Here is a 21,450-nt window from a genome sequence, read left to right on the forward strand (position 1 = left end):
CGAAGGAAATCCGAAAGGGACTTTTTCCATGGAAACGCTCTTCGACCACAGCCTGATCGACACCAACCGGCGGCGCGCGCTGTCCACCGGGCCGGCGGACTTCCTGCTCGACGTGGTGGCGCGCGAACTGGCGGAGCGGCTCAGCGTCATCGACCGCCGCTTCGAGCGCGCCGTCGAGCTGCACGGCCATACGGGCGCTGCCGCGCGGGCCATTGCCGAGACCGGCAAGGTGGACGTCCTCGAACGGGTGGAAAGCGACGAACGTTTTGCCGTGCCCGGTGAGGCCCTGATGGTTTCACCGCTTGAAACGGTGCCGCTCGCGCCGCAATCGGCCAATCTCATCGTCTCGCCGCTCGCCCTGCACTTGACCAACGACACGCCCGGCGTCTTCGTGCAGATCCGCCGCGCGCTGAAGCCGGATGGGCTGTTTCTCGGGGCCATTCCCGGCAACGGCACCTTGCAGGAGCTGCGCGAGGTTCTGTTGGCGGCGGAGAGCGAACTGACGGGCGGGGCAAGTCCGCGCGTCATTCCCTTTCCCGATGTGCGCGATGTTGGGGCACTGCTCCAGCGCGGCGGCTTCGCCCTGCCGGTGACGGACAGGGAAACCTACACGGTTCGCTACGATTCGATCTTCCCGCTGATGAAGGATCTGCGCGCCATGGGCATGGCCAACCCGCTGACGGGCCGCAGCCGGCGACCCTTGACGCGCGGCATTTTTTTACGCGCGGCGGAGATCTACGCCGAGCGGTTCTCCGATCCGGACGGACGTATCCGGGCGAGTTTTTCGATCATCTACGTTTCGGGCTGGGCACCGCACGAAAGCCAGCAGAAGCCGCTGAAACCCGGTTCCGCGACGATGCGTCTTGCCGATGCGCTGAAGCAGGGCGGCAAAGAATAGGTTGGTCTATTGCCGGGCGGCTTCGATGGCGGCGGTGATCGTATCGAAGGTGGCCTGCAGGCCGCCGCTGAAGGCGCCAAGGCCGCCGAGAAGGCCAATGGAGATGAGGCCCGCCAGCAAGCCGTATTCGACCGCGGTTGCGCCATCGGTGGCGGAGCGGAGGGATTTCAGCAGTCTCGATACCATTCCCGTTCTCCGCGTGCTCGAGGCACTTCACTCCGTCTTGCGGCTCAGCAGCCGCTGCTCCGCCCGTTGTCGTCTATGATGCAGACCGCGCCGGGCATTTCCTGCAGGACGCTGCGGCGAACGGTGTAGCGTTTGCCGCTTTCCGAAGGGATCGAACCCGTCGAGATCATGTCGAACTCGTCAGGCACGTTCGCCATGATGCGCTTGTCGGTCTTTGCCGACAGGATGGGTGTCAGAACGAGCGCAAGGGCGATCACCGCCGTACCGAACAACAGGGCAAGGTTGAGTACACCGGTCCGGGTATCGCCGGCCGGCGTGAAGTCCTTCTCCTGAACGGTCTTCCAGAAGTCTTCGTCACGCATAACAGGGTCTCGTAAGCATTCATTGCAACGTTAAGCCCAATCTTTGAACGATGGTGCTAAACGATTGCTTAACGGAGACTGAAAAATTGAGGGTAAATCCCTGCCGGCCGGTGCGTTCCCGGCACTTTTATGGGGATGGCTCCGTCCCGAACGCTCAGAGCAGGTCCATGAGGAACGGGATCAGCGGCTCGTCGGCGGGCGGCATCGGATAGTCGCGCAGGGCCTTCGGGCGCACCCATTTGACGGCCTGGCCCTCGCGGCCGTGGGCCGTACCCTCGAAACGGCGGCAGACATAGAGCGGCATCAGGAGGTGGAAGTCGTCATAGGTGTGGCTCGCGAAGGTCAGCGGCGCCAGGCAGGGGATCTTCGTGGCGATGCCGAGTTCCTCGTCAAGCTCGCGGATCAGCGTCTGCTCGGGCGTCTCGCCCGGTTCGACCTTGCCGCCCGGAAACTCCCAGAGACCGGCGAGAGACTTGCCCTCGGGGCGCTGTGCCAGAAGGACACGTCCATCCGCGTCGACAAGCGCGCAGGCGGCGACGAGAAGGATGCGGCGTGGTTTCGCGACGATTTCGGTCATGCCGCTTTCGGTCCCCGGTAGCTGTAGCGGTAGACTTCCTTGAAGCCGGCGCGGCGGTAGAGTGCGATTGCCGCGGTATTGTCCGCTTCCACCTGCACCCAGGCCTGGCGCGCGCCCTTGAGCTTTGCCCAGCGAAGCGCCGCGTGCAGGACGGCCGTGCCGGTGCCCTGGCCGCGACGTTCTTCGGCGACGCCTAGCTGGAGGATGCCGGCGAGATCGTTGTCCTGCACGGCGAGTGCGACCGCCGTCGGGCCGAAATCCGCCTCCTCGAAGATGAACAGGCCGACCTCCGGCTTGATGGCGTTGATGATCTCGGTGAGGCCCGGCTTGAGGGCCGGATCGTCGCCGGCAACGCGGATGCGCGCATCGACGAAGCGCCCGACATCGCGGCTCGGCAGATGGTCCACGCCCTCTTCGCGGGGAAGATCGGCAAGATTGGCCGTCATGACGATCGTGTGGCCGATATCGACCCAGCCGGCATCGTCCATGAAGGCAATCAGTTGCGGCGGCGTCAGCGGCGTCTGGCGCACGAGCAGAGGGCGGGCGTAATCGGAAAAGCGTTTTGCCGCCTTTTCCAGGCGGATTGCGATATCCCTGACATCGGACGGGTCGAGCGGGTTGACGGAATTCAGCCGGCGCGACGGGTGGCCGGCGGTCAGCCGGCAAAGCCAGCTGCCGTCATACTGGGCGCTCGCCGCAGGCCAGGCGCGAAAACCGACGGCTTCGAGCCGTCGGACTTTGGGAAGGTCGCTCATCGAATTTTGTCCGGAAAGGGTCACGCTGTCCGGCCCTTAGCTGCGGTAGTCGCCGTTGATCTCGACATATTCCTTGGTGAGGTCACAGGTCCATACGGTCGCGCGGCCGTTGCCAAGCCCGATTTCGACGCGCACCGGAATATCTTCCCGCTTCATCACCGCTGTCGCGGCCGCTTCCGAATAGGTGGGATCGCGTTCGCCGTCGACGGCAACGCGCACATCGCCGAACCAGATGGCGAGGCGGTCGCGGTCGGCCATTTCGCCCGACTTGCCGACGGCCATGACGATGCGGCCCCAGTTGGCGTCCTCGCCGGCCACCGCCGTCTTGACCAGCGGGGAATTGGCGATGGAAAGCGCGATGCGCTTGGCGGCGTCGTCGCTTTCGGCGCCTTCGACGGTGACAGCCACCATCTTGCGCGCGCCCTCGCCGTCGCGCACGACCTGGAGCGCAAGGTCGCGCAGGAGATCGTTGAGCGCGGCACGGAAGCCGTCGAGCGATGCGTTATCGGCCGTGACGGGCGTCTGGCCTTCGGCGGCGCCCGTGGCAAACAGCATCAGCGTGTCCGATGTCGAGGTGTCGCTGTCGACGGTGACGGAGTTGAACGTGGGGCCGACGCCGGCCGACAGCAGCGACTGCAGAACCGGGGCGGGGATCGCGGCATCGGTGACGACGAAGGAAAGCATGGTCGCCATGTCGGGCGCGATCATGCCCGCGCCCTTGGCGATGCCGTTGATGCGGACGGTGACGCCGCCAAGCTCTGCGGTGCGGGTCGCGACCTTCGGATAGGTATCCGTCGTCATGATGGCCTTGGCGGCCTCGAACCAGAAGTCCTCGGTGCCGGAGGCGGCGAGGCCGTCGAGCACGCCGGAGAATTTCGTGGCGTCGAGCGGTTCGCCGATCACGCCTGTCGAGGCGAGGAAGACTTCGCTTTCCGCGCAGCCGATCGCCCGTGCCGCAGCTTCCGCCGTCATTTTCGTTGATTCGCGGCCTTTGCGGCCGGTAAAGGCATTGGCATTGCCGGAATTGACCACCACGGCGCGGGCAATGCCGCCGGGCAGATTGGCGCGGCAGAAATCGACCGGTGCCGAGGGGCACTTGGAGCGGGTGAACACGCCGGCGACCGTCGCGGGGCGGTCGAACACCATCATCAGCACGTCCGTCCGGTTCTTGTACTTGATCCCGGCGGCGGCGGTCGCCATGCGCACGCCGCGGACCGGCGGCATTTCGGCATAGGTTTTCGGAGCGAGCGGGGAGATGGAGCCGGACATTCGTGCTTTCCTAGTGAAGAAGGCCCGGCGTGAAACGCCGGGCCATGATGTGTTACTGCTGGGCTTCGGTTGCCGGGGCGGCCTCGCCTTCACCCGCGGCTTCCTGCTTGTTGACCGCGTCATAGGCGGTCTTCAGCGCGGCGTCCTGGATGTCGATCGGTGCAGCGGCCTTGGCCTTTTCCAGAAGCTCAAGATACTTGTCACGCATGACGAGCTGGCGAACCTGGGGTTCGACCTGGTCGAGCGCAGGGGGCTGCTGCTTGCGCTTGTCCTCGATCTTGATGACATGGAAGCCGAACTGGGTCTTCACCGGCTCCTTGGAATAGGCACCCTTCTCGAGCGCGAAAGCGGCTGTTTCGAATTCCGGAACCATGCGGCCCTTGCCGAAGTAACCGAGGTCGCCGCCTTCGGACTTGTTCGGGTCGGTCGACTTTTCCTTGGCGATCTCGATGAAGTCCTTGCCGGCGTCGAGGTCCTTGATGATGGCCTTCGCCTCTTCCTCGGTCTTGACGAGGATGTGGCGGGCACGGATCTCGTCTTCCGGCGTGATGGCGGCGATTTCCTTTTCGTAGCGCGCCTTCACCTCGTCGGGCGTCACGGCGTCGACGACGTGCTTCTTGAAGTAGGCGTTGTGCAATTCACGATCCGTGAGGAAGGCGAGGCGCTGCTTGAACTCGGCATCGTCCTTCAGGCCTTCCTTGTCGGCGTCGGCCGAAAGCAGCTTGACGTCGATGATCGAGGAGAGGGCGGCAACGCGCTTCTGCTCGTCCGGCAGATTGGCAAGCTGCGGATCGAGGCCGGCAATGGCAAGCTTCAGTTCCGATTCGTGGATCTCGACAGCGCCGACCTTGGCGACGACCGGATCGGCGGCCGCATCTTGTGCACGGGCGCCGGTGCTTGCGGCGACGATCGCGATGAGGGCGACTGCCGCGAGATTGCTGTACTTCAACATAAAGAAAGACCTTTCACATCCTCGCCGGAATCGGGCCGATATCCGGTGCCAGACGGCTCAACACCACCAGAATGTGGCAGTTGTGCAACCGCCTCAGCCGTTGACATCATTCGACCCCCCTCTTATCTGTCACGCAATCCCGCGTCCAGAACAGTTTCCGGGCGTTTCACGGCTTTGCGCGCAAATAAACGTGCGACCTGTCACGCGCCGGGCGCCACAAAGAAAGGACCATCCTGATGGTCAGCCTCGGCGGCATTGCCCGCAAGTTGTTCGGTTCCTCGAACGATCGCCGCGTCCGTTCCTACAAGCCTCGCGTCGATGCCATCAATGCGCTTGAGCCGCAGATGAAGGCACTGTCCGACGAAGCGCTGCGCGCCAAGACGGTGGAGTTCCGCGAACAGCTCGCAGGCGGCAAGACGCTCGACGACATTCTGGAGCCGGCCTTTGCGGTTGCCCGCGAGGCGGCTTTCCGCGTTCTCGGCCTGCGTCCCTTCGACGTCCAGCTCATCGGTGGCATGATCCTGCACGAGAAGTCGATCGCCGAAATGAAGACCGGTGAAGGCAAGACGCTCGTCGCGACGCTTCCCGTCTATCTCAATGCGCTCGCCGGCAAGGGCGTGCACGTCGTGACCGTCAACGACTATCTCGCCACCCGCGACAGTGCGCAGATGGGCAGGATCTACGGTTTCCTCGGCCTGACCACCGGTGTCATCGTGCACGGTCTCGACGACGACCAGCGCCGCGCCGCCTACGCCTCCGACATCACCTACGCGACGAACAACGAGCTCGGCTTCGACTATCTGCGCGACAACATGAAGTACGAGCGCGGCCAGATGGTGCAGCGCGGCCACTTCTTCGCCATCGTCGACGAAGTCGACTCGATCCTCGTCGATGAAGCGCGCACGCCGCTGATCATTTCCGGCCCGCTCGACGACCGCTCCGATCTCTACACGACGATCGACGCCTATATCCCTCTGCTGGATGAAGCCGACTACGAAATCGACGAGAAGCAGCGTTCCGCCAACTTTTCCGAAGTCGGCACGGAGAAGCTCGAAAACCTGCTGCGCCAGGCCGGTCTTCTCAAGGGGGAATCGCTTTATGACGTCGAGAATGTCGCGATCGTTCACCACATCAACAATGCGCTGAAGGCCCACAAGCTCTTCACCCGCGACAAGGACTACATCGTCCGTAACGACGAGATCGTCATCATCGACGAGTTCACCGGCCGCATGATGCCGGGCCGCCGGTATTCGGAAGGCCAGCACCAGGCGCTCGAAGCCAAGGAAAAGGTCACGATCCAGCCGGAAAACCAGACACTGGCCTCGATCACCTTCCAGAACTATTTCCGCATGTATTCCAAGCTCGGCGGCATGACCGGCACGGCTTCGACAGAAGCCGAGGAATTCGGCAACATCTACGGCCTCGAGGTCGTGGAAGTGCCGACCAACCTGCCGATCCAGCGTCTTGACGAGGACGACGAGGTCTACCGGACCGTCGAGGAGAAGTACAAGGCGATCATCCAGGAGATCAAGGAAGCCCGCGAGAAGAACCAGCCGGTCCTCGTCGGCACGACCTCGATCGAAAAGTCCGAATATCTCGCCGAGCGCCTCCGGATGGCCGGCTTCAAGGACTTCCAGGTCCTGAACGCGCGCTACCACGAGCAGGAAGCCTATATCGTCAGCCAGGCCGGCGTTCCCGGCGCCGTGACGATCGCCACCAACATGGCCGGCCGCGGTACGGACATCCAGCTCGGCGGCAATCTCGACATGCGCCTCGAGCGCGACCTTGCCGATATGGAGCCGGGTCCGGAGCGTGACGCCAAGCGCGATGAGATCATCGCCGAGGTCAAGCAGCTCAAGGAAAAGGCGCTTGCCGGCGGCGGTCTCTACGTTCTTGCCACCGAGCGCCACGAAAGCCGCCGCATCGACAACCAGCTGCGCGGCCGTTCCGGCCGTCAGGGCGACCCGGGCCGCTCGAAATTCTTCCTGTCGCTGCAGGACGACCTGATGCGCATCTTCGGCTCCGAGCGCATGGACTCGATGCTGCAGAAGCTGGGTCTCAAGGAGGGCGAGGCGATCGTCCATCCCTGGATCAACAAGGCACTGGAACGCGCGCAGAAGAAGGTCGAAGCCCGCAACTTCGATATCCGCAAGAATCTGCTCAAGTATGACGACGTGCTGAACGACCAGCGCAAGGTCATCTTCGAGCAGCGCATCGAGCTGATGGACAGCGAGAACCTCTCCGAGATCGTCAACGACATGCGCCACGAAGTCGTGGAGAACCTCGTTCACCTCAGCATTCCGGAAAATGCCTATGCCGAGCAGTGGGACGTCGCCGGCCTGAAGAAGGGCGTTCTCGAGCAGCTGAACCTCGATCTGCCGATCGAGGCCTGGGCGGCCGAGGAGGGCATCGACGAGAAGGACATCCTGGAGCGCCTGCGCAAGGCCACGGACGATGCCGCCGCCGACCGTGCGGAACGCTTCGGCCCCGAGATCATGACCTATGTCGAGCGCTCGGTGCTGCTCCAAACGCTGGATATGCTGTGGCGCGAGCACATCGTCAATCTCGACCATCTGCGCTCCGTCATCGGCTTCCGCGGCTATGCCCAGCGTGACCCGTTGCAGGAATACAAGGCTGAAGCCTTCGAACTCTTCCAGGCGCTGCTGGCGAACCTGCGCCAGACCGTCACCTCGCAGCTGATGCGCGTCGAGTTGGTGCGCCAGGCAGCCGATGCTCCGACGCCGGTGCCGCCGGAAATGGAAGGCCACCATATCGACGGCACGACCGGTGAGGACGATTTCGGCGAAGGTGGCGGCGGCTTCATGGCCGTGGCCGTCGAAGACCGCGATCCGAACGACCCGACGACCTGGGGCCGCATTGCCCGCAACGAACCCTGCCCCTGTGGCTCGGGCAAGAAATACAAACATTGCCACGGCGCCTTCGAACAGGCCTGAAGATCGAAAATGCCGCCTCCGGGCGGCATTTTCTTTTTCTGCCGACAGGCACTTCGGCCGTGCGCCCAACCCTTTGTTAACCGTGATCTGACAAGACTGACGCTGGTAAAGTTCTGCGTAGCGTTCGGGTTCCTGTGTTGATGGCGGTCATTCAATCGGCGGAGAGGTTGCTGCCATCGGGCCTTCGCGGCAAGGCGGAGCCCCTGGTGCGGGCGCTCGCGACCATTCTGGCCAGCGACGATCCCCGCAACCTTGCCCAACGCATGGCACTGATCGCCTTTGCGATCCGCGTCGCCAGTGCGGCCATCGCCTTCATCTCGCAGATCATCCTTGCCCGCGTGATGGGCGAGTTCGAATACGGCATCTTCGTCTTCGTCTGGGCGATCGTCGTCATCTTCGGCGACATGTCCTGCCTCGGTTTCCACACCACGGTCGTACGCTTCCTGCCCGACTATGTCGGCCGCAGCGCCCATGCGGAAATTCGCGGCCTGACCTCGACGGCGCGCGTCTTCGCCATCTTGTCCTCGACGGCGCTCGCGACGGCCGGCTTCTTGGCGCTCTGGCTGTTCCGCGACCGGGTTGCGGACTACTATGTCGTGCCGTTGTTCGTCGGCCTTTTCTGCATGCCGATGATCGCACTCGGCGATGTGCTGGAGAGTACCGCCCGCGCCCATAGCTGGGCGGTGGTGGCGCTCAGCCCGACCTATATCATCCGCCCGCTGCTGATCCTCGCCTTCATGGTTCTGGCCGTGTGGATGGACCAGCCGCACACGGCATTGACGGCGATGGTCGCCGCGCTCGCGGCCACCTACCTCACGACCGTCGCCCAGTTCTTCAACATCGTGCGCCGGCTCGGCAAGCGCTATGTGGCAGGCCCGCGCAAGATCGAATTCTCCCTCTGGATCAAGGCGGCGCTGCCGATCTTCCTGATCGAGGGGTTCGGTTTCCTTTTGACCAATTCGGACGTCATCGTCGTCGGCCTTTTCCTCGATCCCGAGAGCGTCGCCGTCTATTTCGCGGCCGCCAAGACGATGGCGCTGGTGCATTTCGTGTTCTTCTCGGTGAAGGCCGCCGCCGCGCCACGGTTTTCCGCCATGTTTGCGGCCGGGGACCGGGTGGCGCTTGCGCGTTTTGCCGGTGAAACGGTGCGCTGGAGTTTCTGGCCGTCGCTTGCTGTCGGTCTCGGCGTGTTGGCGCTCGGTCATCTCCTGCTGTCTTTGTTCGGCCCGGCCTTCACGGCCGGCTGGGGGCTTATGTTCATTCTTTTCATCGGCATCCTCGCCAAGGCGCTCGTCGGCCCCGGCGAAGTGCTGCTGACCATGTGTGGCGAACAGAAGCTCTGCGTCGCCGTCTATGCCGTGGCGCTTGCGGCCAATATCGCTTTCAACGTCACGCTCATTCCGCTTTTCGGCCTCGTCGGAGCCGCCTCGGCAACGGCCGGGGCCATGGTCGTCGAAGCCGTGCTGCTGCACCTTACGGTGCGCGGAAAACTCTCCATCATTCTCTTTGCCTTTGCCGATCCGGTAATGGCCAAGCTTGCCAACGGGACGGATCACGATGACCGATAGTCACGGCTTCGACCACACGATTGCCGCCGGCCGGGCTCAGGCCGCGCTTCCGCCCGCCGCGCCGCTCGCGCAGCCACCGGCGGACCAACGCTTCGTCGTTGGCCGGTCTGGCCGTTCGCTGGCCATCTATCCGGCAACGGCCGGCTATGAGCTGCAGCAGGAACTGGACTTCCTGTCGAACCGCGTGATGGAGCCGAATGTCTTCTTCACCGGCCGCTTCATCGCACCCGCCATGCCGCGGCTCGAAGACCGCACCGTGCGCCTCTCCGTCATCCGCGACGAGGCGGGGGGGCGAAGCCGCATGCGTTTTCTCATGCCGTTCTCGATCGAGAAGCCGGGTTTTTCCATCGGCTCCAGCATCCTGCGCGCCTGGTCGAACCCCTTCGGCCCGCTCGGCACGCCGCTGGTCGACGCCGAGGATGCGGCCGAGACCCTCGATAATTTCCTGGAGGCGCTCGGCGGGCCGGGCACGGGCCTTCCGGCTGTCCTCGTTCTGCCGGACCTGCGCCTCAACGGCGCTTTCGCCCAGCTGCTGCGCGCTGTCGCGATCAGCCGCAACCTGCCGGTCACCGTCACCGACACCTATCGCCGCCCGATGCTGGACAGCCTGCTCGATGGCCAGACCTATCTGCAGAAGGCCATCTCTCCGGAACATTTCCGCGAGTTGCGCCGGCAGTGGCGCAAACTCGATGCCATGGGCGACCTCAGCTACAATGTTGCCCGCCAGCCTGCCGACATACGGTTGCGCATGGAGGAATTTCTGCTGCTCGAAGCGGGAGGCTGGAAGGGACGCGGCCGCACGGCGATGATCAACGACCGCTACCGCGCCGCCTTCGCCCGCGAAGCGATCAGCAATCTTGCCGAAACCGACGGCGTGCGCATCCACACGCTCGACCTCGACGGTCGCGCCATCGCCTCCATGGTCGTCTTCATGATGGGTGGCGAGGCCTATACGTGGAAGACGGCCTATGACGAGGCGTTCGCGAAATATTCGCCCGGCAAGCTGCTGGTGGCCGAACTCACCGAATGGCATCTCGACGATGCCAACATTGCCCGCTCGGATTCCTGCGCCGTGCCGGACCACCCGGTCATGAGCCGGTTCTGGGAAGAGCGCGAGGACATGGGCACGCTCGTCGTCGGCCTGCACCAGAACCGCGACCGCGACGTGCGCCAGGTGGCCGCCCAGCTCCATCTCTACCGCAACACGCGCAACGTGGCGCGCCTGCTGCGCGACAAGATCCGGTCGCTGGCCCGCCGCTAGCCCATTTCCGCAATTTCCGGCTAAACCGCTTCGCGTTTTTGCTGGAATTGGATTATGCCGCGAAGGGCGTTTCCTCGGCTGCGCGCTTGCGCAGGAGATGGCGGATGACCTTGCCGGATGTCGTCAGCGGCAGGGTGTCGACGAAATCCACCTCGCGGGGATATTCGTGCATCGACAGGCGTGACTTCACCCATTCGCGGATCTCCACCGCCAGCGCGGGCGAGGGCGCGTGGCCCGGGCGCAGCATCACATAGGCCTTGACGATTTCCGTGCGCACCGGATCCGGCTTGCCGACGGCGGCGGCGAGCTGCACGGCGGGGTGGCCGGCCAGGCAGTCCTCGATCTCGCTCGGCCCGATACGGTAGCCAGAGGAGGTGATGACGTCGTCGTCGCGGCCGAAGAAGGTGACATATCCCTCCGCGTCCATGCGGCCGAGATCGCCGGTGGTCATCCAGTCCCCGATGAACTTTTCCGCGGTCGCCTTCTCGTTCTTCCAGTAGCCGAGGAACATCACCGGGTCGGGGCGCTTCACCGCCACCTGCCCGACCGTGCCGCGCGCCACCTCCTTGCCATCCGCGTCGATGATCGCGACCACATGACCGGGGACGGCCTTGCCGATCGGTCCGGGACGGGACACGTCGAGCTTGCCGATGGAGCCGAGCACGATGTTGCACTCGGTCTGGCCGTAGAATTCATTGATGGTGATGCCGAGCGTATCGCGCACCCATTCCCAGGTTTCGCGGCCGAGCGATTCACCCGCGGACCCGATCGTGCGCAGGTTCAGCCGGTACTTTTCCCTTGGCTTGTCGACGGTCTTCATCAGCCTGAGCGCCGTCGGCGGAATGAAGGCATTGCGCACATCCATGTCCTGCATGATGCGATAGGCCATGTCGGGGTCGAATTTCTGACCCGGCGAGGAGACGACGGGCACGCCGAGCAGCAGCGCCGGCAGCAGCACGTTGAGAAGCCCGCCAGCCCAGGCCCAGTCAGACGGCGTCCAGATGCGGTCGCCCGGCTGCGGCAGGAATTCATGGTGCATCTGGAAGCCCGGCACATGGCCGAGCAACACCCGGTGGCCATGCAGCGCGCCCTTCGGCGGCCCCGTCGTGCCCGAGGTGTAGATCATCATCGCCGGATCGTCCGGACCGCTATCGGCGGCGGAAAACGGGCCGGCGTGTTTCTCAACCAGGTCGTGGAAGGATTTTGCCGAGGGATCGCTCGACGGTTCCGTCGTAACAACCAGATCGAGCGTCGGCAGTTCATGGCGGATCGGCCCGAGGCGTTCGGCGCCGAAACGGTTCGTCACGATCGCCTTGGCCTCGGCGTTCTTCAGGCGAAAGAGCAGGGCATCCGCGCCGAAGAGCAGCGCGAGCGGCAGGGCGATGGCACCGAGCTTGTAGGTCGCGACATGGGCGATGACCGTCTCGAACCCCTGCGGCAGCAGGATCGCCACCCGGTCGCCCCTTTGAACACCCTCGGCGGCAAGCGCTGCGGCGAAGGCATCGGTACGGGCGGCGAGTTCGCCATAGGTCAGGGAAAGCGAAGCGGCATCCGGCAGGAAATGCTCGAGGCAGACGCGATCCGGCGCGCGGGCGGCCCAGGCATTGGAGACGGCGGTGCCGATGTTGAACCGCTCGGGGATCTGCCAGCGGAAATCCTCGTACAGCGCATCATAGGTCGATCTCTCGGCGAGCATCCGGCATCACTCCAGTTTGCTGCACTGCAACTAGCATTCCGGAGGGGGCGTCGGCAATGGCGGCTTTTTGCGGGTGCTCACGGCCAGGCGAGGCGGTTGTCCACTTCGCTGACCTCCTTGACCGAGGCGGCGATGGTGGTTGCGCGTTCCGCTTCTTCGGCCGTCGCAACGCTGCCGGAGAGGATGATCCGCCGGCCCTTGCAGGTCACGGTGACGTCGGAGGCATCCACATCGCCGGCGACGGACAGCGCATCCGCCACCTGCGCCTCCAGCCAGGCGGGATGCGGTGGCTCGACATGTTCGGGCTTCTTGCCCTTGAAGGTCGCTTCCTTGAAAACCATGACATGATCCTTTCACCGGTTAACGAAAGGAAACGCGGAAGGATCGGATTTGTTCGTCTCGATTTAAGGGATGATTAGCGGTGTTTCGAAGTCGGACAGATCTGCCCTGGAATGGACGTTGCCGCCCTGATGAGCTCACGTTAAGTATCGGGCATCGCAACCGGGGATAGCATATGAGCACCATCAAAATTAGCGGAGACGAGCCGACGCAGGGCGCCAGCTTCAAGGATTTCGTTTCCGAAAGTCTTTACTCGATCATGGACTTCGACCGGGAAGCTGCCACCAGGACTTCCTTCAAGATGTGGAACATCGATGAAGATACGTCGCTGACCTTCCGCGGCAAGGACCTGGCCTACAAGTATGACGGTAAGCAAGTCGTCGGCATCACGGCGGGCACGATCACGTCCTTCACGGCCATCGCCGAAGGCTCGACGTTGTTGGATGCAAAGGGTCTCTCGCTTTCCGGCCGCGACCTCACCAAAGCCATCGACAGCGGCAACACGACCACGTTCCTCAACGCCTTCCTGAAGGGCAACGACGTGATCACCGCGACGAAGTACGCCGACCTCTTCTGGGGTGGTGACGGCAACGATACGCTCAACGGCCTTGGCGGCAACGACACGCTGTCGGGCGGGAAGGGCATCGATACGCTCAATGGCGGCAGCGGCAACGACAAGTTGAAGGGCGAGGCCGGCAACGATACGCTCAAGGGTGACGCCGGTAACGACCGCCTGGAAGGCGGTACCGGGGCGGACAAGCTCTATGGCGGTGCGGGCGCAGACACCTTCGTCTTCCGCTCCAAGGCGGATTCGACGACGAGCGCTCCCGACACGATCTACGATTTCAGCAGGTCACAGAAGGACAAGATCGACCTCAGCGCCTTCGACGCGAACGCGGTGAAGACGGGCGTGCAGGACTTCTCTTTCATCGGCACGCAGAAGTTTCACAAGGCCGCTGGCGAACTGCGCTACGAGAAGTCGGGCGGCGACACGTTCATCTATGGGGATATCGACGGCAACGGCAAGGCGGACTTCAAGATCGTCCTCGACAGCTCGTTGAGCCTCCTGAAGGGCGACTTTATCCTCTGAGCGAGGTGCCGGCATCCCGCTTTTCCAAATGGGATACCCCCGAAATGGTTGAGACCCAAGAGCGTGCACATCGCTCTCGGGTCCCCCTCACAACCGCATCCGGGGGTGTCTGCAGTTGCCCATGAGAAATGCGGCTCTGCCAAATTTGTTCCCGCTAAAAAGCAAATTTCCAAACTCGTAGGGATTTGTTTGCAAAAACGCGGCCGGCCGCGTCCTTACCCGGGTAAAAACGCTGAAATCGGATGCGTCGATGCGGTGATTTTGGTGCCCCATGCCGGAATCGAACCAGCACTCCTTTCGGAACTCGATTTTGAGTCGAGCGCGTCTACCAGTTCCGCCAATGGGGCACGGCACTTGTGAGCCATCGCCGTTTACACGAAGCGTTCGTGGGCGGCAACCGGGAAATCGGCGCTAAACGGGTCTGATCACATATCCGTGCAGGTGATTTACAACGACGTGCCACCTGATAGAACTCGGCGCCGTTCGCCGGCACCTCCGCCGGCCCGATTGGACGATCCTGATGACGGCATTCCTCGACCTTTCCCGCAAGACATCCGCAGGCCTGCTTTCGCTCGGCATGGCGGCGACCGTGGGCGGCGCGCTCGCCTTCGAACATGTTGGCGGCTACATTCCCTGTGCGCTCTGCCTGCTGCAGCGGGATCCCTATTATTATGGCATTCCGGTTGCGGTTGCGGCGCTGGTCTCCGCCCTGTTCGGCGGCCCGGCCTGGCTGACGCGTCTGCTTTTGGCGCTCGCCGGCATCATGATGCTGGTCGGTGCGGGCATGGGCGTCTATCACGCGGGCGTCGAATGGAGTTTCTGGGAGGGGCCGGCGACCTGCGCGACGTCCGCCCAGGGCGTCACGCAGAATGCCGGTGATCTCTTGTCCGATCTCAACAGCAAGCACGGTCCATCCTGCACGGAGGCGTCATTCCGCTTCCTCGGCCTGTCCTTTGCCGGCTGGAATGTGATCGCAAGCCTCATCCTCGCCGCGATCGCCTTCAAGGGCGTGCGGTCCGCGAAAGCCTGAGATGCCGCAACCCTTCGGGCCACGCAGGTTGATGGCGTAAAACGGTTTCGCCGTTTCGCGCGACCTGCGTCAGGGTTGCAGTTCGACGTCCCAGTAGAGATAGTCCATCCAGCTTTCATGCAGGAAGTTGGGTGGAAACAGTCGCCCGTTGTTGTGCAGATCCTGAACCGTCGGCTGGTAGGGCTTCTGATGCGGGAACATGCCCGCCTGCTTCGGCAGCTTGCTGCCTTTTCTCAAATTGCATGGGGAGCAGGCCGCGACCACATTGTGCCAGGTCGTCTCGCCGCCATGGGCGCGCGGGATAACATGGTCAAAGGTCAGGTCGTCGGGCGTCCCGCAGTACTGGCATTCGAACTTGTCGCGCAGGAACACGTTGAACCGGGTGAAGGCCGGGTGGCGTGAAGGCTGCACGTAGGACTTGAGGCACACGACGCTCGGCAGGCGCATCGTGAAGCTCGGGGAGGAAACCGAATGGTCGTATTCGGCGATGATGTTTACGCGGTCAAGAAACACGGCCTTGATCGCGTCCTGCCAGGACCAAAGCGATAAGGGGTAATAACTCAGTGGCCGGTAGTCAGCATTCAAGACAAGAGCTGGCAGGGCCTGTGGTGAAACAGAAATCGTCAAGGGCTTCTCCTGATCGATTCGGCATCTGCTCTTCTATATTAGGCCCGTTGTTACAGCATTGTGAAGCGGGAAAGGAAAAGCGAAAACAACGTATTTCGCAAAGCTCAACCTTCGAGCACCGGCGCAACCTCGCGGCGCATTTCGCGGGCATAATAGGCCCAGAACAACCGGGCCGAGACGCCGCGCCAGGGCGACCAGCTTTCGGCGATCCGGTCGAGTTCCTGGGGGCTCGGGCGCATGGCAAGGCCAAGCGCATGGGCGACGGCATTTTGCAGGGCGATATCGCCGGACGGAAAGATATCCGGATGGCCGCCGCAGAACAGCAGATAGACATCCGCCGTCCAGCGGCCGATGCCCTTGATGGCGGTGAGCTTGTGGGTCGCAGCCTTCGCTTCCATGCGGCAGATCGCGTCGAGATCGAGTTCCCCGCGATCGACGGCCTCGGCCGCGCGGCGCAGCGTCTCCGCCTTGGCGCGCGACAGCCCGATCGTGCGACAGGCCTCGTCGGAAAGGGCGAGGATGTGGTGGGGCGTGATATCGCCGGATAGTTCCTCCAGCCGCCGCCAGATCGCATCGGCGCTGGCGCGCGACACCATCTGGGCGACGATGATGCCGGCAAGGCCTCGATAGCCGGGTGGCAGGCGGCGGAGCGGCACCGGGCCGGCCTTGTCGATGACGGTGAACAGGCGTGCGTCGAGCAGGGCGAGGTCGACCAGACCCGCCGCGACATCGGCCTCAGAATGGATCATGTGCAGTCGCATGGTCTCGAGCGGCCTCGATCCTTGTTCCAACAGCGGCCTTTGTGCGTCATTCTCAACGCATAGCCCTGTAGTGACGTGAGACGCCTCTTCGTGCCAGAAGACCTCATGCAAAGTGCTTTGTCAAAAAATCGTGTCTTTCGTTTTGCGCCGAGCCCGAATGGTCTGCTGCATCTCGGCCATGCGCTTTCGGCCATCCTCAACCACGACCTTGCCGCGGCCTGCGGCGGACGGTTCCTGCTGCGCATGGAAGACATCGATCCTGCCCGATCGCGCGCCGAATTCGAGGCGGCGATCTACCGGGACCTCGCCTGGCTGGGGCTTGACTGGGAAAAGCCGGTGCGGCGTCAGTCGGAGCATCTGGCCTTCTATGCCGAGGCACTGGAACGGCTGAAGGCGATGGGTCTGCTCTATCCGGGCTTTTTGAGCCGCGGCGAGGTGAAGGCGCGGGTTCAGGCGCATGAGGCGGCGGGTGGTCTCTGGCCGCGCGATCCGGACGGTGCGCCGCTCTACCCGACGGAAGAACGTGTGCTCGACCGGGATCAGGCGAAGGCCTGGATCGCAGCGGGCCGCCAGCATGCCTGGCGGCTCGATATGGACAAGGCACGGGCGCTTGCACCCGATATCCTCGACTGGTCGGAGGCGGGCGAGGGGCCGGAGGGCGAGACGGGCATCGTGACGGCGCGGCCCGAGCGCTGGGGCGACGTCATCCTGTCGCGGCCGGATGCGCCGGCGAGCTATCACCTCGCCGTCGTGCTCGACGATGCGGTACAGGGCATTACCGACGTGGTGCGCGGGCAGGATCTTTTTTATGCGACGGCGGTGCATCGTCTCCTGCAAAGCCTGTTCGGGTTGCCGGCCCCCGCCTATCGTCACCACGGGCTGGTGCCGGGGCCGGATGGGCGAAAACTGTCGAAGAGCAACCAGGATACCGGGATTGCGGCCTATCGGGAAAAGGGTGCTTCACCTGCCGGCATTCGCGCCCTGCTCGCGGGCTATGGCTTCGTCTTCCATTGAATCGCCATCGGCTGGCGGCTGTTGCTTGCGCACGCCCCTGATCCTGTCGAGAATCAGGCGCTTTACGCGGAACTTCATCAGGGCCGCGTTGATCTCCGCGCCGAGGATGAAGATCACGCCGATGATGTAGAGGAAGACCAGGGCGATCATGATCGAGGCGAGGCCGGCATAGGTCGAGACGTAATTGGCGAAGGTCGTGAGATAGGAGGCAAAGGTATAGGCGCCGATGCCCCAGGCCAGTAGCGTCAGCAGGATGCCGGGCAGCACGTCGGCGATCTTACGCCGGCCGGCGGGCATCCAGAGATGGGCGATCAGCAGGCCGACGAACAGAACGAGGATGGTGCCGAACAGGCCCCAGCTTTCCACCCAGGAATAGACATAGTTCAGCCAGGGCAGCCAGTCGCCGGTGGCGCGCACGGCAAGCGGGGCTGCAACCAGCACGATGCTGATGACGGCAAGCGCCAGCACGCCGGCGATGACGAAGCCGAGGCTGGCGAGGCGCGTGACGTACCAGTAGCGCGTTTCGGCCACGCGGTAGGCACGGTTGAGCGAGACGCGCAGCGCCTCCACCCCGTTCGAGGCGAAATAGGCGGCGGCGAGCACGGAGACCGTCAACAGCCCGCCGCGTGGAATGGTGAGGACGGCGACGACCTCGCGGGAAATCGGGGCGGCGATCGATTCCGGCCAGGTGTCGAAGATCAGGTGCACGGCGGTTTCGGCGAACTGGTCGGCGCCGAGGAAGGAACCGAGTGCTGTGCCGAAGATCAGGAAGGGAAAGATCGCCAGAAGCGTCGAGAGCGCGACGTGGCTCGCCATCGCCCAGCCGTCGTCCTCGGAAAAATGCCAGATCGCGTCGAAGACGACCTTGTAGGCAAGACGGATGGCGGTCGGCATCGGCAATGTCCAGTTCCTTTTGCGACCGTGCCCGGCCGGCTCTGCAATTGTCTGCCCGGGCATTACGTCTTAAACCGGATTCAGTTTAAGACGTTATGCCCAAATTCAAATTTCCATAATACCGCGCTTTATGGACGACGCGCGGTGCTGTCGTGGTGATATGGGAAACGGACGCAGATTTGTACAGGAAACCGCCATGTCTTCTCCACATGCGACAACCCCGCCGAGCATCATCGTCACCGGGTGCTCCTCGGGTATCGGCGCGCACTGCGCCCGCGCGCTGAAGGCGGAAGGCTGGCGGGTTTTTGCAACGGTGCGGCGGGAGGAGGACCGGGCGAGCCTCGAAGCGGATGGTATCGAAGCGCTGCTGATGGATTACACCAAAGCGGACACGATCGCAGCCCTCGTCGAGACGGTGTTTTCGCGCACTGGCGGCCGGCTCGATGCACTCTTCAACAATGGTGCTTACGGACAGGCCGGTGCCGTCGAGGACCTGCCGGTGGATGTGTTGCGCCAGCAATTCGAGACGAATGTCTTCGGCTGGCACGATCTGACGCGGCGGGTCATTCCCACCATGCGCAGACAGGGTTCCGGCCGCATCGTGCAATGCTCCTCGATCCTCGGCATCGTGCCCTATCGCTGGCGTGGCGCCTACAATGCCTCGAAATTCGCGCTCGAGGCCCTGTCGCTGACGATGCGCATGGAGCTTGCCGGGTCCGGCGTGCATGTCAGCCTCATCGAGCCGGGGCCGATCACCTCGCGTTTCACCGCCACTGCGCTGACCTACATCGAGAAGAACATCGATCTTGAAAACTCGGTGCATGCGGAAGAATACCGCCGGCAGTTGCAACGGTTGCGCGGTGAATCCAAGCCGGCGCGCGGCAAGCTGGGGCCGGAGGCGGTGCATGCGGTGCTGCGCCATGCGTTGACGGCGAAGGCGCCACGGCCGCACTATATCGTGACGACACCGGCCAAGCAGGGTGCGCTGTTGAAGAAGCTGCTGCCGGCAGCTCTGTTCTATCGCATCATAGGCAGGCTTGGCTGACGCGGCGCGGCGTCGCAGGCGCATTCGCCCGAAAACGCGTGCTATTTGTCGTGAATGCCCTATGTGAATAGGGCTGACAGAAATCAAAACCGGATCGTTGGCATGTCTTCCTTCCTTACCTTTCTGACCCTGCTCGTCATGGGCCTTGTTGCCATCGTGCTCGTGCGCGGTCTCGTCAACATGGCCAAGGGCGGCAGCGGCAACACATCCAACAAGCTGATGCAGGCGCGCGTGCTTTTGCAGGCCATCGCCATCATCCTGATCATGCTGACGCTCTGGGTCACCGGGGGCGGGCGCGGCTGATGGTCAAGCTCAACAAGATCTATACGCGTACCGGCGATGACGGCACGACGGGTCTCGTCGCCGGCCCGCGCCGCAAGAAACATGATCTGCGCGTTGAATCCTACGGCGAGGTCGACGAGGCCAATTCCTGCATCGGCCTGGTGCGCGAGCACCTCGCGGACTACCCTGACCTCGACCGTATGCTCATGCGCATCCAGAACGACCTCTTCGATCTGGGCGCGGACCTTGCGACGCCGGAGACCGGCAAGACGCTCGACTACGAACCGCTGCGCATCGCGCAGTCGCAGGTCGACCGGCTGGAACAGGAAATCGACGCGCTGAACGCCGATCTCGAGCCGCTGCGCTCCTTCGTGCTGCCGGGTGGTACGCCGGCGTCGGCGGCGCTGCATCTGGCGCGCACCGTTGCGCGCCGGGCCGAGCGCCGTATCGTTGCCTTGCAGGAGAGCAAGGGCGAGACGGTGTCGGCCGCTGCGGTCGCCTATATCAACCGGCTCTCGGATTTTCTTTTTGTCGCGGCGCGCTGGGTGAACGACAAGGGGCGCACGGACATATTGTGGGTTCCGGGGCAGAACAGATAAGGTCCCTGACGAGCGAGGTTGGGGAAGGGGATCCATGTTCATACCGCTGCATGACGCGAACTCCCTGAAATATATCAAGGTGCAGTATGTCACGATCAGCCTGATCGTGATCGATGTCCTGGTATGGCTGGTGACGGGTGTTGTCTCCACCCGGTCGTTTTCCGACGCCGCGGTGGTCGGCCTCGGTTACATCCCGGCTGTCGTCTTCGATTTTGCCGACCTGGAGCCGAGCCTCGTGCTGGTGCCTGAAGATGCGACCTATGTCACCTATGCCTTCCTGCACGGCGACTTCATGCATCTCGCCTCCAACATGCTGTTCCTCTGGGTGTTCGGCGACAATGTCGAGGATGCGCTCGGCCATTTCCGCTTCCTCGTCTTCTACCTGCTCTGCGCGGCGGCCGGCGCGCTGGTGCACGGTCTCGTTCAGCCGGATTCGGAAGCGCCGCTGATCGGCGCCTCGGGGGCGATTTCCGGGGTGGTGGCGGCGTATTTCCTGCTGCATCCGAAGGTGCGCGTCTGGGTTTTGGTGTTCTTCCGCATTCCGCTGCCGCTGCCGGCGGTCATTCCGCTCGCCTTCTGGATCGCCCAGCAATTCTACATGCTGGTGGTCGATGGTGACAGCGGTGTCTCGTGGGGCGCCCATGTCGGCGGTATCGTCGCGGGGGCCATCCTCGTGCTCGTCCTGCGTCGACGCGGCGTGCCGCTGTTCGACCGGACGATCGTCACGCCCAAGGCCGTCCGGCATGTCGAGGCGACCCCCGCTCCTGTCGAGGAGACGCCGTCAGGCCCTGCGGTGCCGCCGACTCATTGGGGGCGGTGAGCGTGTCGCACATGGTGAATTGACGTGAACGTAAAGGTAATTTACAACGCCTGCGTTTTCACGTGGGGAGGGCCCGTGACACATTGTGTTTGGGGAAAAAACGCGTATCGATGTCGCCAACCGACAATCAGGGCGCCTTTGAAAGGCGCATTTTCCCTCGCGGGCATATGAAGGAAGGAAGCCATGAAGATCTTGGTCCCTGTAAAGCGGGTCGTTGATTACAACGTCAAAATTCGCGTCAAGTCTGACGGCTCGGGTGTCGAGCTAGCGAATGTGAAGATGTCGATGAACCCGTTCGACGAGATTTCCGTCGAGGAGGCGTTGCGGCTGAAGGAAGCCGGCAAGGCGGAGGAAGTGATCGTCGTGTCGATCGGCCCTGCCAAGGCCGAGGAGACGCTGCGCACAGCCCTCGCCATGGGTGCCGACCGCGCCGTGCTGGTCGAGACAGAGGATCAGGTCGAGCCGCTGGCG

General features: G+C 63.4%; 22 protein-coding genes, 1 tRNA gene and 1 pseudogene. 12 read left to right on the top strand and 12 right to left on the bottom strand.

All coding sequences use genetic code 11. From position 1 onward, the window contains the following. Positions 1-28 precede the first annotated feature (28 nt). Positions 29-898, top strand: coding sequence for a class I SAM-dependent methyltransferase (locus tag MUO32_RS22225; protein ID WP_257950560.1), 870 nt, complete (start codon positions 29-31; stop codon positions 896-898). A gap of 6 nt (positions 899-904) precedes the next feature. Here the strand turns inward: MUO32_RS22225 and MUO32_RS22230 are convergent, their stop codons facing one another. From MUO32_RS22230 to MUO32_RS22255, 6 genes are all read right to left on the bottom strand, one after another. Next, positions 905-1,084 carry a Flp family type IVb pilin gene (locus MUO32_RS22230; RefSeq protein WP_257950561.1) on the bottom strand — a complete coding sequence of 60 codons (180 nt, stop codon included), beginning with the start codon at positions 1,082-1,084 and terminating at the stop codon, positions 905-907. Between the two features lie 44 nt (positions 1,085-1,128). Further along, positions 1,129-1,446: a hypothetical protein gene (locus MUO32_RS22235; protein WP_257950562.1), complete on the bottom strand. Its 318-nt coding sequence runs from the start codon at positions 1,444-1,446 to the stop codon at positions 1,129-1,131. Between the two features lie 154 nt (positions 1,447-1,600). After that, on the bottom strand, positions 1,601-2,023 hold the full coding sequence (locus tag MUO32_RS22240) for a (deoxy)nucleoside triphosphate pyrophosphohydrolase (protein ID WP_257950563.1): 423 nt from the start codon (positions 2,021-2,023) through the stop codon (positions 1,601-1,603). Further along, positions 2,020-2,778: an N-acetyltransferase gene (locus MUO32_RS22245; protein ID WP_257950564.1), complete on the bottom strand. Its 759-nt coding sequence runs from the start codon at positions 2,776-2,778 to the stop codon at positions 2,020-2,022. Before MUO32_RS22245 ends, MUO32_RS22240 begins: the two co-directional genes overlap by 4 nt. A gap of 36 nt (positions 2,779-2,814) precedes the next feature. Further along, entirely contained in the window at positions 2,815-4,047 is a 1,233-nt protein-coding gene (argJ, locus tag MUO32_RS22250; RefSeq protein WP_257950565.1) for a bifunctional glutamate N-acetyltransferase/amino-acid acetyltransferase ArgJ, read from the bottom strand. A gap of 52 nt (positions 4,048-4,099) precedes the next feature. Then, positions 4,100-4,999, bottom strand: coding sequence for a peptidylprolyl isomerase (locus MUO32_RS22255; RefSeq protein ID WP_257950566.1), 900 nt, complete (start codon positions 4,997-4,999; stop codon positions 4,100-4,102). A gap of 236 nt (positions 5,000-5,235) precedes the next feature. Here MUO32_RS22255 and secA point away from each other — a divergent pair, with 236 nt between their 5' ends. The 3 genes from secA to MUO32_RS22270 all read left to right on the top strand — a co-directional run bounded on the left by secA (position 5,236) and on the right by MUO32_RS22270 (position 10,782). Further along, positions 5,236-7,953, top strand: a complete 2,718-nt coding sequence (secA, locus tag MUO32_RS22260) for a preprotein translocase subunit SecA (RefSeq protein WP_257950567.1) — start codon at positions 5,236-5,238, stop codon at positions 7,951-7,953. A 140-nt stretch (positions 7,954-8,093) separates the two neighbouring features. Further along, positions 8,094-9,521 carry a lipopolysaccharide biosynthesis protein gene (locus MUO32_RS22265; protein WP_257950568.1) on the top strand — a complete coding sequence of 476 codons (1,428 nt, stop codon included), beginning with the start codon at positions 8,094-8,096 and terminating at the stop codon, positions 9,519-9,521. Continuing rightward, positions 9,511-10,782, top strand: coding sequence for a GNAT family N-acetyltransferase (locus MUO32_RS22270; RefSeq protein WP_257950569.1), 1,272 nt, complete (start codon positions 9,511-9,513; stop codon positions 10,780-10,782). Before MUO32_RS22265 ends, MUO32_RS22270 begins: the two co-directional genes overlap by 11 nt. Before the next feature lie 52 nt (positions 10,783-10,834). On the opposite strand, the gene MUO32_RS22275 is transcribed toward MUO32_RS22270, so the two are convergent. Together MUO32_RS22275 and MUO32_RS22280 are read right to left on the bottom strand one after the other, a co-directional pair. Beyond that, on the bottom strand, positions 10,835-12,478 hold the full coding sequence (locus tag MUO32_RS22275; protein ID WP_257950570.1) for an AMP-binding protein: 1,644 nt from the start codon (positions 12,476-12,478) through the stop codon (positions 10,835-10,837). A 77-nt stretch (positions 12,479-12,555) separates the two neighbouring features. Then, complete coding sequence (locus MUO32_RS22280) at positions 12,556-12,819, bottom strand: BON domain-containing protein (protein ID WP_257950571.1); 264 nt, start codon at positions 12,817-12,819, stop codon at positions 12,556-12,558. Between the two features lie 173 nt (positions 12,820-12,992). Between MUO32_RS22280 and MUO32_RS22285 the strand changes: the two genes are divergently transcribed. Continuing rightward, positions 12,993-13,907 (top strand): M10 family metallopeptidase C-terminal domain-containing protein, encoded by a 915-nt coding sequence (locus tag MUO32_RS22285; protein ID WP_308311325.1) that lies wholly within the window; start codon positions 12,993-12,995, stop codon positions 13,905-13,907. Positions 13,908-14,169: 262 nt separating this feature from the next. On the opposite strand, the gene MUO32_RS22290 is transcribed toward MUO32_RS22285, so the two are convergent. Next, positions 14,170-14,254, bottom strand: a tRNA-Leu gene (locus tag MUO32_RS22290). A 167-nt stretch (positions 14,255-14,421) separates the two neighbouring features. Here MUO32_RS22290 and MUO32_RS22295 point away from each other — a divergent pair. Next, complete coding sequence (locus MUO32_RS22295; RefSeq protein ID WP_374708708.1) at positions 14,422-14,937, top strand: disulfide bond formation protein B; 516 nt, start codon at positions 14,422-14,424, stop codon at positions 14,935-14,937. Positions 14,938-15,006: 69 nt separating this feature from the next. Here MUO32_RS22295 and MUO32_RS22300 read toward each other — a convergent pair whose 3' ends face one another. Together MUO32_RS22300 and MUO32_RS22305 are read right to left on the bottom strand one after the other, a co-directional pair. Next, positions 15,007-15,564: an HNH endonuclease gene (locus MUO32_RS22300; RefSeq protein WP_257950573.1), complete on the bottom strand. Its 558-nt coding sequence runs from the start codon at positions 15,562-15,564 to the stop codon at positions 15,007-15,009. Positions 15,565-15,668: 104 nt separating this feature from the next. Beyond that, entirely contained in the window at positions 15,669-16,319 is a 651-nt protein-coding gene (locus MUO32_RS22305; protein WP_257950597.1) for a DNA-3-methyladenine glycosylase, read from the bottom strand. 111 nt (positions 16,320-16,430) lie between these two features. Here MUO32_RS22305 and gluQRS point away from each other — a divergent pair, with 111 nt between their 5' ends. Beyond that, on the top strand, positions 16,431-17,339 hold the full coding sequence (gene gluQRS, locus MUO32_RS22310) for a tRNA glutamyl-Q(34) synthetase GluQRS (protein WP_257950574.1): 909 nt from the start codon (positions 16,431-16,433) through the stop codon (positions 17,337-17,339). Here the strand turns inward: gluQRS and MUO32_RS22315 are convergent. After that, positions 17,286-18,233 (bottom strand): YihY/virulence factor BrkB family protein, encoded by a 948-nt coding sequence (locus tag MUO32_RS22315; RefSeq protein WP_257950575.1) that lies wholly within the window; start codon positions 18,231-18,233, stop codon positions 17,286-17,288. The genes gluQRS and MUO32_RS22315 overlap by 54 nt on opposite strands. A gap of 196 nt (positions 18,234-18,429) precedes the next feature. Between MUO32_RS22315 and MUO32_RS22320 the strand changes: the two genes are divergently transcribed. The 5 genes and pseudogenes from MUO32_RS22320 to MUO32_RS22340 form a co-directional block, all read left to right on the top strand. Next, the gene (locus MUO32_RS22320; protein ID WP_257950576.1) at positions 18,430-19,278 is read left to right on the top strand and encodes an SDR family oxidoreductase; all 849 of its coding nucleotides are present in this window, start codon (positions 18,430-18,432) and stop codon (positions 19,276-19,278) included. A 102-nt stretch (positions 19,279-19,380) separates the two neighbouring features. Next, positions 19,381-19,581, top strand: a complete 201-nt coding sequence (locus tag MUO32_RS22325; RefSeq protein WP_244763154.1) for a twin transmembrane helix small protein — start codon at positions 19,381-19,383, stop codon at positions 19,579-19,581. Further along, the gene (locus MUO32_RS22330) at positions 19,581-20,159 is read left to right on the top strand and encodes a cob(I)yrinic acid a,c-diamide adenosyltransferase (protein WP_257950577.1); all 579 of its coding nucleotides are present in this window, start codon (positions 19,581-19,583) and stop codon (positions 20,157-20,159) included. The genes MUO32_RS22325 and MUO32_RS22330 overlap by 1 nt, the downstream gene beginning before the upstream one ends. Before the next feature lie 34 nt (positions 20,160-20,193). Beyond that, positions 20,194-20,979, top strand: a complete 786-nt coding sequence (locus MUO32_RS22335; RefSeq protein ID WP_257950578.1) for a rhomboid family intramembrane serine protease — start codon at positions 20,194-20,196, stop codon at positions 20,977-20,979. 183 nt (positions 20,980-21,162) lie between these two features. After that, positions 21,163-21,450, top strand: a pseudogene (locus MUO32_RS22340) (electron transfer flavoprotein subunit beta/FixA family protein); the annotation flags it as partial.

Source organism: Shinella sp. CPCC 101442 (assembly GCF_024704725.1).
GTDB lineage: Bacteria > Pseudomonadota > Alphaproteobacteria > Rhizobiales > Rhizobiaceae > Shinella.

Excerpts from the sequence above, each read along its gene's own strand:
- MUO32_RS22330 (WP_257950577.1), top strand. The coding sequence starts at position 19,581 with ATGGTCAAGCTCAACAAGATCTATACGCGTACCGGCGATGACGGCACG.
- MUO32_RS22285 (WP_308311325.1), top strand. The coding sequence starts at position 12,993 with ATGAGCACCATCAAAATTAGCGGAGACGAGCCGACGCAGGGCGCCAGC.
- argJ (WP_257950565.1), bottom strand. The coding sequence starts at position 4,047 with ATGTCCGGCTCCATCTCCCCGCTCGCTCCGAAAACCTATGCCGAAATG.
- secA (WP_257950567.1), top strand. The coding sequence starts at position 5,236 with ATGGTCAGCCTCGGCGGCATTGCCCGCAAGTTGTTCGGTTCCTCGAAC.
- gluQRS (WP_257950574.1), top strand. The coding sequence starts at position 16,431 with ATGCAAAGTGCTTTGTCAAAAAATCGTGTCTTTCGTTTTGCGCCGAGC.
- MUO32_RS22335 (WP_257950578.1), top strand. The coding sequence starts at position 20,194 with ATGTTCATACCGCTGCATGACGCGAACTCCCTGAAATATATCAAGGTG.
- MUO32_RS22230 (WP_257950561.1), bottom strand. The coding sequence starts at position 1,084 with ATGGTATCGAGACTGCTGAAATCCCTCCGCTCCGCCACCGATGGCGCA.
- MUO32_RS22275 (WP_257950570.1), bottom strand. The coding sequence starts at position 12,478 with ATGCTCGCCGAGAGATCGACCTATGATGCGCTGTACGAGGATTTCCGC.
- MUO32_RS22280 (WP_257950571.1), bottom strand. The coding sequence starts at position 12,819 with ATGGTTTTCAAGGAAGCGACCTTCAAGGGCAAGAAGCCCGAACATGTC.
- MUO32_RS22320 (WP_257950576.1), top strand. The coding sequence starts at position 18,430 with ATGTCTTCTCCACATGCGACAACCCCGCCGAGCATCATCGTCACCGGG.
- MUO32_RS22255 (WP_257950566.1), bottom strand. The coding sequence starts at position 4,999 with ATGTTGAAGTACAGCAATCTCGCGGCAGTCGCCCTCATCGCGATCGTC.
- MUO32_RS22265 (WP_257950568.1), top strand. The coding sequence starts at position 8,094 with ATGGCGGTCATTCAATCGGCGGAGAGGTTGCTGCCATCGGGCCTTCGC.
- MUO32_RS22245 (WP_257950564.1), bottom strand. The coding sequence starts at position 2,778 with ATGAGCGACCTTCCCAAAGTCCGACGGCTCGAAGCCGTCGGTTTTCGC.
- MUO32_RS22225 (WP_257950560.1), top strand. The coding sequence starts at position 29 with ATGGAAACGCTCTTCGACCACAGCCTGATCGACACCAACCGGCGGCGC.
- MUO32_RS22315 (WP_257950575.1), bottom strand. The coding sequence starts at position 18,233 with ATGCCGACCGCCATCCGTCTTGCCTACAAGGTCGTCTTCGACGCGATC.
- MUO32_RS22240 (WP_257950563.1), bottom strand. The coding sequence starts at position 2,023 with ATGACCGAAATCGTCGCGAAACCACGCCGCATCCTTCTCGTCGCCGCC.
- MUO32_RS22270 (WP_257950569.1), top strand. The coding sequence starts at position 9,511 with ATGACCGATAGTCACGGCTTCGACCACACGATTGCCGCCGGCCGGGCT.
- MUO32_RS22235 (WP_257950562.1), bottom strand. The coding sequence starts at position 1,446 with ATGCGTGACGAAGACTTCTGGAAGACCGTTCAGGAGAAGGACTTCACG.
- MUO32_RS22325 (WP_244763154.1), top strand. The coding sequence starts at position 19,381 with ATGTCTTCCTTCCTTACCTTTCTGACCCTGCTCGTCATGGGCCTTGTT.